Here is a 13,722-nt window from a genome sequence, read left to right as displayed (position 1 = left end):
GCCGCCTCGCGCTCGGGCTGAGCCTGATGCTCGTCAACCGGCTCCTCGGCCTCGTCCTCCCGGCGTCGACCAAGTACCTCGTGGACGACGTGATCGGCAAGAGCCAACCGGACCTGCTGTGGACGCTGGCGCTGGTGGTCGGGCTCGCGACGCTGGGCGAAGCGGTCACCTCCTTCGCGCTCTCGCAGATTCTCGGCGTGGCGGCACAGCGCGCGATCACCGAGATGCGGCGCGAGGTGCAGGCCCACGTGGCGCGCCTGCCCGTGCGCTACTTCGACACCGTGCAGACGGGCGTCCTCATCTCGCGCGTGATGAGCGACGCCGACGGCATCCGCAACCTCGTGGGCACGGGGCTCGTGCAGCTCACGGGCGGCATCCTCACCGCGATCATCGCGCTCGGCGTGCTGTTCTACCTGAACTGGACGCTGACGCTCGCGATGATCGTCGTGCTCGGGGGCTTCGGCACCGTGATGGCGCTCGCCTTCAAGCGCCTGCGTCCGCTGTTCCGCGAACGCGGGCAGATCCAGGCCGAAGTCACGGGCCGGCTGTCGCAGTCGCTCGGCGGCATTCGCGTGGTGAAGGCGTACACCGCCGAGAAGCGCGAGGAGATTGTCTTCAGCAAGGGCGCGCACCGCCTGCTGCGCAACGTCGCGCAGGCGATGACCGGCGTCTCGGCGACGACGGCGATGGGGACCGTGGTGATCGGCGTCACGGGCGTCATCATGATCACCATCGGCGGCAGGTCGCTCGTCGCGGGCACGATGACGCTCGGCGACTTCGTGATGTACGTCTTCTTCACCGGCCTCGTCGCGGCGCCGATGATCTCCATCGCGTCGATCGGCACGCAGATCACCGAGGCGTTCGCGGGCCTCGACCGCATTCGCGAGATCAAGAAGATGGCCACCGAGGACGCCGACGATCACGCGCGTCGCGAGCTCACCGACGTCGAGGGGCGCGTCACGTTCGAGGACGTCTGGTTCGAGTACACGCCCGGCGTGCCGGTGATCAAGGGCGTGTCCTTCGATGCGCCGGCTGGCTCCACGACGGCACTCGTCGGTTCGAGCGGATCGGGCAAGAGCACGCTCATCAGCCTGGTGATGGCCTTCAACAGGCCGACCACCGGACGCGTCCTGATCGATGGGCAGGACATCGACGAGATACAGCTCTCCAGCTACCGCCGTCACCTCGGCATCGTGCTGCAGGAGAACTTCCTCTTCGACGGCACCATCGCCGACAACATCCGCTATGCGAATCCGCACGCGTCGATGGACGAGGTGATCGCCGCCGCGCGCATCGCGTACTGCGACGAGTTCGTGGAGGGTTTCACGGACGGGTATCGCACGGTGGTGGGGGAGCGCGGCGTGCGGTTGTCCGGCGGGCAGCGCCAGCGCGTGGCGATCGCGCGCGCCATTCTCGCGGACCCACGCATCCTGATCCTCGACGAGGCCACGTCGAGTCTCGACAGCGAGAGCGAGGCGCGCATCCAGGACGCGCTCCGGTCGCTGCGTCGAGGACGCACCACGTTCGTCATCGCGCACCGGTTGTCCACGATTCGCAGCGCGGATCAGATCCTCGTCATCGAAGACGGCCGGATCGTCGAACATGGCAGGCATGCGGAGTTGATGGCGCTCGGCGGCCGCTATCGCGACCTGCACGACCGCCAGTACGCCGTCGAACTCGATCGGTTCATCAATCCGGGTGAGGACTTCACGCCGGAGCCTGTCACGGCGGGGATCGACGCCTCAGGCGCGTGAGCCCGGTGCGCCTCGTCTTCCCGTTGGTCGTCGGCGTGCTCACGCTGGCCATCGCGCAACGATCCGGACAGTCGCGCGCGGCGGCGTGTGTCGGTGGCGCGGTGATCGCCGTACTCGGCCTGGCGATCACGGCGTTGTGCGCGTCGTCGTTCGTCGACCTGCCTCGTGCCGACATCTGGGACGCCGTTCCGCTCATCGAGCAGCAAGAGACCTCGGGGGTCTCGTGGCGCGATCTGTGGGCGCCGCACAACGAGCATCGGCCTGCCGTGGCGCGCACCCTCATCCTCGCGCATGTGGCCTGGAGCCGGTGGAACCACTGGCACGAACTCTGGCTCGCGTTGATCGTCACGGCGGTACACGTGCTCGTCCTGGTGTCGACGCTGCGGTACGCGCGTTCGACCGAGCCGACACGTGACTGGCATGGTGCCGCGAGCGTGGTGCTGGTCGCCGGTGTCGCCACGTTCGTGGCCACCGCCACGCAGTGGGAGAACTTCCTTCTGCCCGGCTGGCAGATCGCGTTGCTGCTCGGCGCGTGCACGACGTCGGTCGCCTTCATGCTGCTGGCCTACGGGCCACCCACATGGACACGACTGGCGGGCGCCGCGGCGTCGGTGTTCGTGGGTACCGCCGGATTCGCCAGCTGTCTCCTCGCATGGCCGCTCGGTGCGCTTGCCATCGCCATTCGTCGCGACGCGCGGTGGCGGCTGCGAACCGCCGTGTGGCTCGGCATCGGCATCGTGGTAGGCGTGGCGTACGTCAGGGGACTCGTGCACCCCGAGGGGCTGCCGCCACCGGCGCCCATCTTCACCTCTCCGGTGGCGGCCCTCAGAGTGGCGTATGGGCTCTGTCTGGCTCTCGGTATGCCTGTCTGGTACGTGTTCTCACCGTTCTCCGAGGGTGCGCGTGGGGCGACCGTGATCCTGCCGCTCATCGGCATCGCGGGTATCGCGCTCGCGATGTGGCTCGTGTGGCTGCACGTGCGTCGTGATGGCCTGCGCCGGCCTGATGTCTGGCTCTTCCCGGCGCTGCTCGTCGCGTTTGCCGTGGCCGCGTGCGGCATCACGGCAGTGGGACGCGTGCCGCTCGGCCTGCACGCGATGACGGCGTCGCGCTATATCGCGTTCACCGCATTGTTCTGGGTCGGGCTGGTGATGCTGTTGACCACCGCGTCGCCGTGTCGCACGCGCGCCTGGCGGCGTGCGAGCCTCGTGCTCGCGGGACTGATCGTGGCCGCCGGCCTGCGCGGCTGGGCAGACAGCCTGCCGCAGTGGGAACGGATGCATCGCGACGGGATCCTCGGTCGCGATGCGCTGCTGCGGCGCGACTTCGCTCACACGCGGGACGTGTTCCCCGTGGCCCCGGTCCTCGACGAGCGACGCGAGGTGCTGTCGCGTCTGCACCTGTCCATCTTCCGCCGCGGAGTTCACTGACTGCCGGACAGCTTGTCCGCCGTAGCCAGAAGGGCGAAGGTGGAAGTCCGGCGTCTACACCGCGGGATTCATCCCAGGCCACATCGATCGGGGCGTGCGTAGGGGCGACCCGCCCTTGTGGCTGCCCGCGCTCCTCAGTCGAACGGCAGGAGCCCGTCGCCCGTCGTCGTGACGGCCGAGGGGTCGATGAAGTTGTGGACGCTGACGCCGAGGAGGCGTACGGGGTGCGTGGCGGCCGCGGTTCTGTCGAGCAGCGCGATCGCGTGCGTCCGGATCGTCGCCGTGTCGCCGATGCCTCCCGACACGCTCTGGCTGCGCGTGACGGTGGTGAAGTCGTCGTAACGCACCTTCAGCGTGACGGTTCGCGCGCGGTACTGCCTGCGCTCCAGCCACTCGCCGCAGATCGCCGACAGCCGTTCGAGCTGGTGGCGCATGACGGTCACGTCGCGCATGTCCTCGTCGTAGGTCCGCTCGGCGCCATGCGACTTCGTCGGCCGATCGGGCGTCACGCGCCGATCGTCGCGCCCCCATGCCAGCGCGGTGAGCCACGCGGCCTGCGAACCCACGGCCGCCGCGAGCGTCGCGGGTGTCGCCGCGCGCACGTCGATGAGCCGGTCGATTCCGTGTGCACGCAGCCGCTTGGCCGTCACAGGTCCGACGCCCCACAACGCGTCGATGGGGAGATGCTGCAGGAACGCCTCCATGCGTTCGGGCGCGATCACGGTGAGACCGTCGGGTTTGCGCCAGCCCGACGCGATCTTGGCCAGGAACTTGTTGGGCGCCACGCCGGCCGAGGCCGTGAGCCCCGTCTCTTCGTGGATCGCGCGCTTGATGCGTCGCGCGACGTCCACGCCCAGCGTCTCGCCCCATGCGTTCTCGGTCACGTCGAGATACGCCTCATCGAGCGACAGCGGTTCCACGAGCGGCGTCACCGATCGGAAGATGGCAAACACCGTCTGTGACGCGGCCCTGTACTTCGCGAAGTCGGTCGGGACGATGACGAGGTTCGGACACAGACGCACCGCCCGCGACATCGGCATCGCCGATCGCACGCCGAACACCCGCGCCTCGTACGACGCCGCGCACACGACCGCACGACTCTCCGGCCGGCCGCCCACCGCCACCGGCTGCCCGCGCAGTTCCGGCCTGTCGCGCTGCTCGACTGATGCGTAGAACGCGTCCATGTCGATGTGCAGAATCCGCCGCACGTCAGCAGGTCGGGAGAACATACGGCGAAGAGCGTAGCCGCAATTGCAGGATTCGTGGGAATGTCGGACTGGCAACGCGGCGACCACCTGTCGCCGACGCGCGCCGCCGTTCGCGGTACAGTCATCGTCATGTCCACGTTGGCGGGCTTCGAGCATCGGCACGTTCCGGCGGTAGACGGCGCGCAGACGACGCTGGTGGTGTTGCACGGGACCGGCGGCGACGAGCACGATCTGCTGCCGCTCGGACGGGCGCTTCATCCAACGGCGGCGCTGCTCAGCCCGCGCGGGCGCGTGCTCGAAGGCCACATGCCGCGTTTCTTCCGTCGCTTCGCGGAGGGCCGCTTCGATCTGGACGATGTGCGCGTGCGCGCGGGAGAGTTGGCCGCGTTCCTCGACGAGGCGTCGCGTACGTACGGTCTCGCGCGCGATCGCTTCGTGGCGGTGGGGTATTCCAACGGTGCCAACATCGCGCACGCGACGCTGCTGCTGCACCCTGACAGCCTTGCCGCGGCAGCACTGCTGCACGCGCAGTTCATCCTCGCGCCGGATCCGCTGCCGGCGCTCGACGACCGGCCGGTGTTCCTCGCCGCAGGCGAGGCCGACCCGCTCGTGCCCATCGCGGAAGCACGACGCCTGGCCGACACGCTTGCGGCAACCGGCGCGTCTGTGACACCGTTCTGGTCTTCCGGCGGCCACGCCCTCACCCGAGACGATGTGACGCGGGCGCAGCAGTGGCTGAACGTGACGGGCTTCGGCGCGTAAGTACAGAACATGGATCCGGAACGACTCATCGGCGAACTGATCGGCGGCTTTCTCGGCGGCAGGAAGAAGCGGCGTCGCGGCGGCGTCGGGCTGTCGGGCGTCGGCAGGCATGCGGCTCGACGTGCTGGCGGCAGCCTGCTGAATGCGGGCACGCTCCTCACCGTCGGCGGTCTCATCTGGGGCGCGCTCGAGACCATGCAGGGTAGCAGTACGCCCGCGGCCACGCCGACATCGTCTGCGCCACCGCCACCGCCGCCTGTACCGGGGAGTTCGCCGCGCGGCGTGATGGCAGGTGCGTCCGGCCCATCGGTCGTGCCACCACCGCTGCCCACGCCTGCGATACCGGCGACTGCCGTGCCACCGCCTCCTCCGCTGCCGGCGGCGCTGCTCCCGCTGATTCAGCTCGCTGTCAGCGCGGCGCGCGCCGACGGCGAGTTGTCGGACGAAGAGATCGCGCTGATCCGCGATCGTGCCGACGCGTTGGGCGCCGCGGCGCTGGTCGATGCCGAGTTGCAGGCGCGCCGGCCTCTCGAGTCGATCGCATCGGCATTCGTCTCGCCGGAGCAGCGCGAGGTGGCGTATGCGCTCGCCTACGCCGTGGTCCACGGTCAGGACGGCATCTCATCCGGCGAGCGCATGTATCTCACTCAGTTGCAGCGTCTGCTCGCGCTGCCGCACGACATCGTCGATCGCATCGAGCGGGACACGCTGTCGGGCGAATCAGGCTGATTTCATCGTTGTCTCCTGCCGATATCGATCACCATGTGGTACTACGCCCAGAACAACGCTCCAGTCGGTCCGATCTCGTTCGATGACCTCGTCGGTCGCATTCGCACCGGCGTTGTCGGGCCCGACACGCTCGTCTTCACGGCGGGGATGGCGCAGTGGCAGGCGGCGAAGGACTCGACGCAGCTCGCGTCGCTGTTCGCCGTCGCCGCGGCCCCGGTGGCCCCGGGGGGCATGGCGGCGGCCGTTCCTGCGGCGTCGGCACCCTCGCCTGCCTACGCCGCGCCTGTTGGCGGACGTACGGCGCACGAGCTCACGTACCGCATCGTCGGCGAGGACGTGCAGTTCGTGGAGGTGGAACTCGATCCGGGCGAAGCCGCCGTGGCCGAGGCCGGCACGATGATGTACATGACCGCCGGCGTGCAGAGGGATACGATCTTCGGCGATGGCGGTCAGCAGCAGTCGGCCGGCATCATGGGCGCGCTCGTGGGAGCTGGTAAGCGACTCCTGACGGGTGAGAGCCTGTTCACGACGGTGTTCTCCAACCCGTCGTCGTCGCTGCAGAAGGTGGCGTTCGCGGCGCCGTACCCCGGACGCATCCTGCCGATGGACCTCGAGCAGCTCGGCGGCGAGCTGATCTGCCAGAAGGACAGCTTCCTCGCGGCGGCCAGGGGCGTCTCGATCGGCATCGCGTTCCAGAAGAAGATCGGCGTCGGTCTGTTCGGCGGCGAGGGCTTCATCATGCAGCGCCTCACCGGCGACGGCCTGACGTTCGTGCACGCGGGCGGCATGATCGAGGCGATCGATCTGAAGGCGGGCGAGCAACTGCGCGTGGACACAGGGTGCCTGGTCGCGCTCACTCCGTCGGTGCAGTACGACGTGCAGTTTGTCGGCAAGGTGAAGACGGCGCTGTTCGGTGGTGAAGGGCTCTTCTTCGCGGTCGTCACCGGCCCAGGCCGCGTGTGGCTGCAGTCACTGCCGTTGAGCCGCATGGCCGATCGCATCATCAAGGCCGTGCCGGGCCTGACGCGTGGCGGCAAGGAGGAAGGCTCCATCCTCGGCGGCCTCGGCAATCTCCTCGACGGCGATAATTAGCCAGGGGCTGGAGCCCCTGGCCTCCATCTGTAGCGGCCGCGTCGCGGCTGCTACACTATCGGGCGGTCCGGCCTCGGTGGTCGGCCACCTCACGCATGGCACCTCAGTACATCTACGTGATGAAGGGGCTGACCAAGGTCTATCCCCCGGACCAGGTCGTGCTCAAGGACATCTGGCTGTCGTTCCTGCCGGGCGCCAAGATCGGCGTGCTCGGCTACAACGGCGCCGGCAAGTCGACGCTGCTGCGCATCATGGCCGGCGTCGAGACGGAGTTCTCCGGCGAAGCGTTCCTCGCCCAGGGCCGGACCGTCGGCTACCTGCCGCAGGAACCGCAGCTCGATCCGGCCAAGACCGTGCTCGGCAACGTCGAGGAGGGCGTGCAGGCCATCAAGGACCTGCTCGCGCGCTTCGACGAACTGTCGGCCAACTACTCCGACGAGACCGCCGACGAGTTCGCCGCCCTGCAGGACAGGATCGACGCCGTCGACGCGTGGAATCTCGACAGCAAGCTCGAGCTCGCGATGGACGCGCTGCGCCTGCCGCCGCCCGACGCCGACGTCACCACGCTGTCTGGCGGCGAGCGGCGTCGCGTGGCGTTGTGCCGGCTGCTGCTGCAATCGCCCGACCTGCTGCTGCTCGACGAGCCCACCAACCACCTCGACGCCGAGTCTGTCGCGTGGCTGGAGCGTTTCCTCAAGGAGTACGCCGGCACCGTCGTCGCGATCACGCACGACCGCTACTTCCTCGACAACGTCGCCGGCTGGATTCTCGAGCTCGATCGCGGGCAGGGCATCCCGTGGGAAGGCAACTATTCCAGCTGGCTCGATCAGAAGCAGCAGCGACTGGCGCAGGAGGCGAAAGCCGAGTCGCGCCGGCAGCGCTCGCTGCAGCGTGAGCTCGACTGGATCCGCATGTCGCCGCGGGCGCGCCAGGCCAAGGGCAAGGCGCGCCTCAACGCGTACGAGGATCTGCTCGCGCAGGACACGAAGGAGAAGCTCGATACCGTCGAGATCTACATCGCGCCGGGGCCGCGTCTCGGCGACGTGGTGGTCGAGGCGCGCGACGTGCGCAAGGCGTTCGGCGAGAACCTGCTCTTCGAGAACCTCACGTTCACGCTGCCGCGCGGCGGCATCGTCGGCGTGATCGGTCCGAACGGCGCCGGCAAGACCACGCTCTTCCGGATGATCACCGGCGCCGAGTCGCCCGACGCCGGCACGCTGCGTCTCGGCGAGACCGTGCAGCTCGGGTACGTCGATCAGTCGCGCGACGCGTTGACGGCCGACCGCACGGTCTGGGAAGAGATTTCCGGCGGCCACGACGAAATCACGCTCGGCAAGCGTACGGTGCCGTCGCGTGCGTACGTGTCGTGGTTCAACTTCAAGGGACGCGATCAGCAGAAGCGCGTGGGGCAGCTGTCGGGCGGCGAGCGCAATCGCGTCCACATGGCCAAGCTCCTGCGCAGCGGCGCCAACCTCCTGCTGCTCGACGAGCCCACCAACGACCTCGACGTGGACACGCTTCGTGCGCTCGAGGAAGCCCTGCTCGACTTTGCCGGCTGCGCCGTGGTGATCAGCCACGACCGCTGGTTCCTCGACCGCATCGCCACGCACATCCTCGCCTTCGAGGGCGACAGCACGGTGGTGTGGTACGAGGGCAACTATCAGGACTACGAAGCCGATCGCCATCGCCGGCTCGGCACCGCGGCAGACACGCCTCATCGCGTGAAGTACCGTAAGCTCACGAGATAGGCCGGGCTCGGAGAGCCGGCCCTCCCAAGCGGCGCCTTGTGCGTCAGCCCTCTGAAAGAGCCATCATGACCAGCTCGCCGACCGCATCGCCGGTCGTGTTCACGCCGATCCTCGATCGCATCGCCCAGGAATTGTCGGTGGCGGCCCGTCAGGTGACCGCTGCCGTCGCGTTACTCGACGAGGGCGCCACGGTGCCCTTCATCGCGCGCTATCGCAAGGAGGCCACCGGCGGTCTCGACGATACGCAGCTGCGCACGCTCGAGGAGCGCCTCGGATATCTGCGTGAGCTCGAGGAGCGGCGCACGGCGATCCTCGCTGCGCTCGTCGAGCAGCAGAAGCTCACGCCGGAGCTCGAAGACGCAGTTCGCAGCGCAGACAGCAAGACGCGTCTCGAGGATCTGTATGCCCCGCATCGTCCGAAGAAGCGATCGAAGGCGCAGATCGCGCGCGAGCAGGGTCTGGAGCCTCTTGCGGACGCATTGCTCGCCACGCCCGCGCTCGTCCCGCAGGAGGCGGCCGCCGAGTACGTCAACGAGGCCACGGGCGTGGCCGACGTCGCCGCGGCGCTCGACGGTGCGCGCGCGATTCTCATCGAACGTTTCTCCGAAGCGCCGGAGCTCGTCGGCGGGTTGCGCACGTACGTGTGGGAACACGGCACGCTCCGGTCGGTGGTGGTGGAAGGGCAGGAAGAGAAGGGCGCGAAGTTCCGCGACTACTTCGACGCGCGCGAGCCGGTGAGTACGGTCCCGCCGCATCGCGTGCTCGCGTTGTTGCGCGGACGCAAGGAAGGCGCCCTGAAGCTGTCGATCGCGTTGCCCGACGATGAGAGTGGGGCACCGCTGGGTGAGCCGGAACGCCGCATCGCCGCGTGTGCCGGCGTCACGCACCAGCAGCGCCCTGCCGACGACTTCCTGCGCGCCGCCGTCACGCTCGCGTGGAAGGCGCGGCTGCAGCCCAAGCTGGAGAACGACGTCGAGCAGCGCCTGCGCGAGATGGCCGAAGCCGAGGCGATCCGCGTGTTCGGCACGAACCTGCGCGACCTGCTCCTCGCCGCACCGGCTGGCACGCGCGTCACGATGGGCCTCGACCCCGGGATCAGGACCGGCGTGAAGGTGGCGGTGGTCGGCAACACCGGTGCCGTCGTCGCTACCACAGCCATTTATCCGCACGAGCCGAAGAAGGACTGGGACGGATCGATCGCCGCACTGGCGGCGCTCTGCGCCGCGCACAAGGTGGATCTGGTGGCGATCGGCAACGGCACGGCGTCGCGGGAGACCGAGAAGCTCGTCACCGACCTGATGGAGCGCTTCCCCGAGATTTCGCTCACGCGCATCGTGGTGTCGGAGGCTGGGGCGTCCGTGTACTCGGCGTCGGAGCTGGCGTCCAGGGAACTGCCCGATCTCGACGTCACGCTGCGTGGCGCGGTGTCCATCGCCCGGCGTCTCCAGGATCCGCTGGCGGAACTGGTCAAGATCGAGCCGCGCTCGATCGGCGTCGGGCAGTATCAGCACGACGTCAGTCAGTCGGCTCTCGCCAGGCAGCTCGATGGCGTGGTGGAGGACTGCGTGAACGCCGTCGGCGCCGACGTGAACACGGCGTCGCCCGCGCTGCTGTCGCGCATCTCCGGGCTCAACGCGCGCCTTGCCGCGCAAATCGTCGACTACCGTACGCAGCACGGACCCTTCCGCCGGCGCGCCGACCTGCGTGCCGTACCGCGGCTCGGCGAAAAGACGTTCGAGCAGGCGGCGGGCTTCCTGCGCATCCCGAACGGCCCCGACGTGCTCGACGCATCGGCGGTCCACCCCGAGGCGTACGAGGTGGTGGAGCGGATCGCGCGTGCCACCTCGCGCGAGGTGCCGAGCCTGATCGGCGATGGCGCCTTCCTGCGCACGCTGGACCCGTCAGCGTTTGCCGACGAGAGATTCGGGACGCCAACCGTGCGCGACATCCTCGCCGAACTCGAGAAACCGGGACGCGATCCGCGCCCGGAGTTCCGCACGGCGAAGTTCAAGGACTCGGTCCACCAGTTGTCGGATCTCGCGCCGGGCATGGCGCTCGAAGGCGTGGTGACCAACGTGGCCAACTTCGGCGCGTTCGTCGACATCGGCGTCCATCAGGATGGCCTGGTCCACGTGTCGCAGCTCGCCGACCGCTTCGTGAAGGATCCGCGCGACGTCGTCAAGGCCGGCCAGATCGTGACGGTGACGGTGCTCGAAGTGGACATCGCGCGCAAGCGCGTCGCGCTCACGATGCGCAAGACGGAACGGCCGGCGGCGCGTCAGCCGCAGGCTCGTGATGCGCGCCAGGGTGGTGCGGCCGATGCACGCGTGCCGCGTCAGCGACAGGACCGACAGCCGTCGCCGCGTCAACCGGAACGTCGTCCGCAGGCGCCGGCCGCGCCGTCATCCACCGCGATGTCGGCGGCATTCCAGAAGTTGCTCGGCGGCCGGTAGGAGCGTCGCCCTGCGATCGCGACAATGGCATTGATCGAACTCGACGGCGTGACGATGGCGTTCGGCCACCGGCCATTGCTCGAAGCCGCGACGCTGCGGCTCGACGCCGGGGAGCGCGTGTGCCTCATCGGTCGTAACGGCGCGGGCAAGTCCACGCTGCTGCGCGTGCTGGCTGGCGAGCTTCCGGCCGATTCCGGCCGCGTATGGCAGCAGCCCGGTCTTCGTGTGGCGCGACTGGAGCAGGACGTGCCGCCCGGTGGCGATCGCAGCGTGTTCGCCGTCGTGGCCGACGGGCTCGGCGCACTGGGCGCACTGGCCACCGAGTATCACCAGGTGGCGCACGCGGTGGCCGAGCACGGCACCGACGCCCTGATGGCCCGCCTCGGCGAGTTGCAGGACGCTCTGGACCGGCAGGACGGGTGGCGTCTCGAGCAGCGCGTGGAGGACGTGATCGCGCGCCTCGACCTGCCCGAAGACGCAGCCGTCAGCACGCTCTCGGGCGGCCAGCGTCGCCGCGTCCTGCTGGCGCAGGCACTCGTGCGGCAACCCGACGTGCTGCTGCTCGACGAGCCGACGAACCATCTCGACATCGACTCGATCGAGTGGCTTGAAGCCTTCCTGCGCGAGTTCACCGGCGCGCTGCTCTTCGTCACGCACGACAGGACGCTGCTGCGTGCGCTGGCTACGCGCATCGTCGAGCTCGATCGCGGGATGCTCCGCAGCTATCCCGGCAACTACGATACGTACCTCGAGACGCGCGAGGCCGAGCAGGAGGCCGAGTCGCAGCAGCAGGACAAGTTCGACAAGCTCCTCGCGCGCGAGGAAGCGTGGATCCGGCAGGGCATCAAGGCGCGGCGCACGCGGGACGAAGGCCGCGTCCGCGCGCTCGAGGCCATGCGACGCGAGCGCGCGCAGCGGCGCGAGAAGGCCGGCACCGTGCACCTCGCCATCGACGACAGCGAACGCTCCGGTGCGCTGGTGCTCGACGCCCGTCATCTCTCGCACAGCTTCGGCGACCGCCCGGTCATCGACGATTTCAGCGGCCGCATCATGCGCGGCGATCGCGTCGGCATCCTCGGCCCCAATGGGTCGGGCAAGACGACGCTGCTGCGGTTGTTGCTCGGGACCCTGCCCGTGCAGTCGGGAGAGGTGGTTCGCGGGACGACCCTGTCGATCGCGTACTTCGATCAGGAGCGCGAGCAACTCGACCCCGACGTGACGGTGATGGACACCGTGGCCGACGGCCGGCAGATGGTCGACGTGCCAGGCGGCGGCACGCGCCATGTCGCCGGCTACCTGAAGGAATTTCTCTTCACGCCGGACCGATTCCAGTCGCCGGTGCGCGCGCTGTCAGGCGGCGAGCGCAATCGCCTTCTGCTCGCGCGACTGCTGGTCCGTCCGGCCAACCTGCTCGTGCTCGACGAGCCGACCAACGATCTCGACCTGGAGACGCTCGACGTCCTCGAGGACCTGCTGCTCGGATTCGCCGGCACGCTGCTGGTGGTGAGTCACGATCGCGCGTTCCTCGATCGCGTCGTCACGAGCACGATCGCGTTCGAGGGCGAGGGCCGCGTGCGGGAGTACGTCGGTGGGTACTCGGACTGGGTGCGTCAGCGGCCGTCGCCCCTCGTCGAGACACCGGAGCCGGTGCGCGAACAACCTGTTCGTCCCGCGGGGGAGCCCGTCGCCGCCCGTCCCGCGAAACTCACGTACAAGGAACGCCTCGAACTGGACGCGCTTCCCGCCTCGATCGAGAGCATCGAGACACGAAAGGCCGACCTGGAAGCCGCGATCAACGCGCAGGACTTCCACCTGCGCGGTCCCATCGGGATGGCCGAGACGGCATCGGCGCTGGAGGCCTGCGAGGCCGAGCTCGAACGTGTGATGGCCCGGTGGCTCGACCTCGAAGGCCGGGCCGGCGCGGCGCGGTAAGATGGCTGATTCAACGGCGGTCGCGGGGCATCTCCTGTGGCAGGCCCTTCATGACTTCTCCCGCCACGGTGCCTGCACCGGCCGGCGACAGCACGCAGGTTCACCATGTCCGACGTCGAAGAGATCACTCGCGCTTCACAACTCTGGAAGATGATGACCGATGGCCAGCGGCGGGCCGCCGCCGAGGCCTTCTGGAGCGAGGGCGAGGCGGGCGCGGAGCACGCGGAGATCGTCGGACTCCTCTCGCGCCGGCTGAACTTCCGCGTCAAGTCGGTTCTGGCGCTGCCGCTCGAGAAGAAGGCGAAGTACACGGCCGGTCTCGCCGCGGTGTCCGACGGCGTGGCGGGGCGACTGCTCGTGACCTTCCACCTCGCGAAGCAGCGGCCGATGATGGGCGCGTTCCTCGACGTCCTCGGCGTGACGCACGAGGATGGGCTGATCTCCGACGAATCCGCGCCCGCCGTCGATCAGGAGAAGCTTCCGGCAGCCGTGCAGGCCATCCGAGAGGCGTATCCGGTCGAGGACGTGAATCTGTACCTCCACACGCTCCGGCTGCAGGATCACGCCACGTGGGGGGGAGTGGGACAGTTTCTCTGACACTTGCGGCTCACGGC

The 13,722-nt window shown here is 68.9% G+C and carries 10 protein-coding genes; 9 read left to right on the top strand and 1 reads right to left on the bottom strand.

Translation table 11 applies throughout. From position 1 onward, the window contains the following. Positions 1 to 26 precede the first annotated feature (26 nt). Entirely contained in the window at positions 27 to 1,754 is a 1,728-nt protein-coding gene (locus IT182_12935) for an ABC transporter ATP-binding protein (protein MCC6164247.1), read from the top strand. Then, positions 1,751 to 3,184: a hypothetical protein gene (locus IT182_12930; protein MCC6164246.1), complete on the top strand. Its 1,434-nt coding sequence runs from the start codon at positions 1,751 to 1,753 to the stop codon at positions 3,182 to 3,184. The genes IT182_12935 and IT182_12930 overlap by 4 nt, the downstream gene beginning before the upstream one ends. Positions 3,185 to 3,318: 134 nt before the next feature. On the opposite strand, the gene dinB is transcribed toward IT182_12930, so the two are convergent. Then, positions 3,319 to 4,413, bottom strand: coding sequence for a DNA polymerase IV (gene dinB / locus IT182_12925; GenBank protein ID MCC6164245.1), 1,095 nt, complete (start codon positions 4,411 to 4,413; stop codon positions 3,319 to 3,321). A gap of 108 nt (positions 4,414 to 4,521) precedes the next feature. Here dinB and IT182_12920 point away from each other — a divergent pair, with 108 nt between their 5' ends. The 7 genes from IT182_12920 to IT182_12890 all read left to right on the top strand — a co-directional run bounded on the left by IT182_12920 (position 4,522) and on the right by IT182_12890 (position 13,705). After that, positions 4,522 to 5,154, top strand: coding sequence for an alpha/beta hydrolase (locus IT182_12920; protein ID MCC6164244.1), 633 nt, complete (start codon positions 4,522 to 4,524; stop codon positions 5,152 to 5,154). A 9-nt stretch (positions 5,155 to 5,163) separates the two neighbouring features. Next, entirely contained in the window at positions 5,164 to 5,883 is a 720-nt protein-coding gene (locus IT182_12915; GenBank protein ID MCC6164243.1) for a DUF533 domain-containing protein, read from the top strand. A gap of 33 nt (positions 5,884 to 5,916) precedes the next feature. Further along, positions 5,917 to 6,975 (top strand): TIGR00266 family protein, encoded by a 1,059-nt coding sequence (locus tag IT182_12910; protein MCC6164242.1) that lies wholly within the window; start codon positions 5,917 to 5,919, stop codon positions 6,973 to 6,975. A 95-nt stretch (positions 6,976 to 7,070) separates the two neighbouring features. Continuing rightward, positions 7,071 to 8,723 carry an energy-dependent translational throttle protein EttA gene (gene ettA, locus IT182_12905; protein ID MCC6164241.1) on the top strand — a complete coding sequence of 551 codons (1,653 nt, stop codon included), beginning with the start codon at positions 7,071 to 7,073 and terminating at the stop codon, positions 8,721 to 8,723. A gap of 65 nt (positions 8,724 to 8,788) precedes the next feature. Then, positions 8,789 to 11,176 (top strand): RNA-binding transcriptional accessory protein, encoded by a 2,388-nt coding sequence (locus IT182_12900; GenBank protein MCC6164240.1) that lies wholly within the window; start codon positions 8,789 to 8,791, stop codon positions 11,174 to 11,176. A 24-nt stretch (positions 11,177 to 11,200) separates the two neighbouring features. After that, the gene (locus IT182_12895) at positions 11,201 to 13,108 is read left to right on the top strand and encodes an ATP-binding cassette domain-containing protein (GenBank protein ID MCC6164239.1); all 1,908 of its coding nucleotides are present in this window, start codon (positions 11,201 to 11,203) and stop codon (positions 13,106 to 13,108) included. A gap of 105 nt (positions 13,109 to 13,213) precedes the next feature. Beyond that, positions 13,214 to 13,705 carry a hypothetical protein gene (locus tag IT182_12890; GenBank protein ID MCC6164238.1) on the top strand — a complete coding sequence of 164 codons (492 nt, stop codon included), beginning with the start codon at positions 13,214 to 13,216 and terminating at the stop codon, positions 13,703 to 13,705. Positions 13,706 to 13,722: the final 17 nt, after the last annotated feature.

The organism is Acidobacteriota bacterium, assembly GCA_020845575.1.
Lineage (GTDB): Bacteria > Acidobacteriota > Vicinamibacteria > Vicinamibacterales > Vicinamibacteraceae > Luteitalea.
Note: the sequence above shows the minus strand (reverse complement) of the source record. Positions and strands in the feature narration are given on the sequence as shown.

Bases quoted from the DNA above. Each gene is read 5' to 3' on its own strand.
- ettA (MCC6164241.1), top strand. From the start codon at position 7,071: ATGGCACCTCAGTACATCTACGTGATGAAGGGGCTGACCAAGGTCTAT.
- IT182_12915 (MCC6164243.1), top strand. From the start codon at position 5,164: ATGGATCCGGAACGACTCATCGGCGAACTGATCGGCGGCTTTCTCGGC.
- IT182_12920 (MCC6164244.1), top strand. From the start codon at position 4,522: ATGTCCACGTTGGCGGGCTTCGAGCATCGGCACGTTCCGGCGGTAGAC.
- IT182_12895 (MCC6164239.1), top strand. From the start codon at position 11,201: ATGGCATTGATCGAACTCGACGGCGTGACGATGGCGTTCGGCCACCGG.
- dinB (MCC6164245.1), bottom strand. From the start codon at position 4,413: ATGTTCTCCCGACCTGCTGACGTGCGGCGGATTCTGCACATCGACATG.
- IT182_12890 (MCC6164238.1), top strand. From the start codon at position 13,214: ATGTCCGACGTCGAAGAGATCACTCGCGCTTCACAACTCTGGAAGATG.
- IT182_12935 (MCC6164247.1), top strand. From the start codon at position 27: ATGCTCGTCAACCGGCTCCTCGGCCTCGTCCTCCCGGCGTCGACCAAG.
- IT182_12900 (MCC6164240.1), top strand. From the start codon at position 8,789: ATGACCAGCTCGCCGACCGCATCGCCGGTCGTGTTCACGCCGATCCTC.
- IT182_12910 (MCC6164242.1), top strand. From the start codon at position 5,917: ATGTGGTACTACGCCCAGAACAACGCTCCAGTCGGTCCGATCTCGTTC.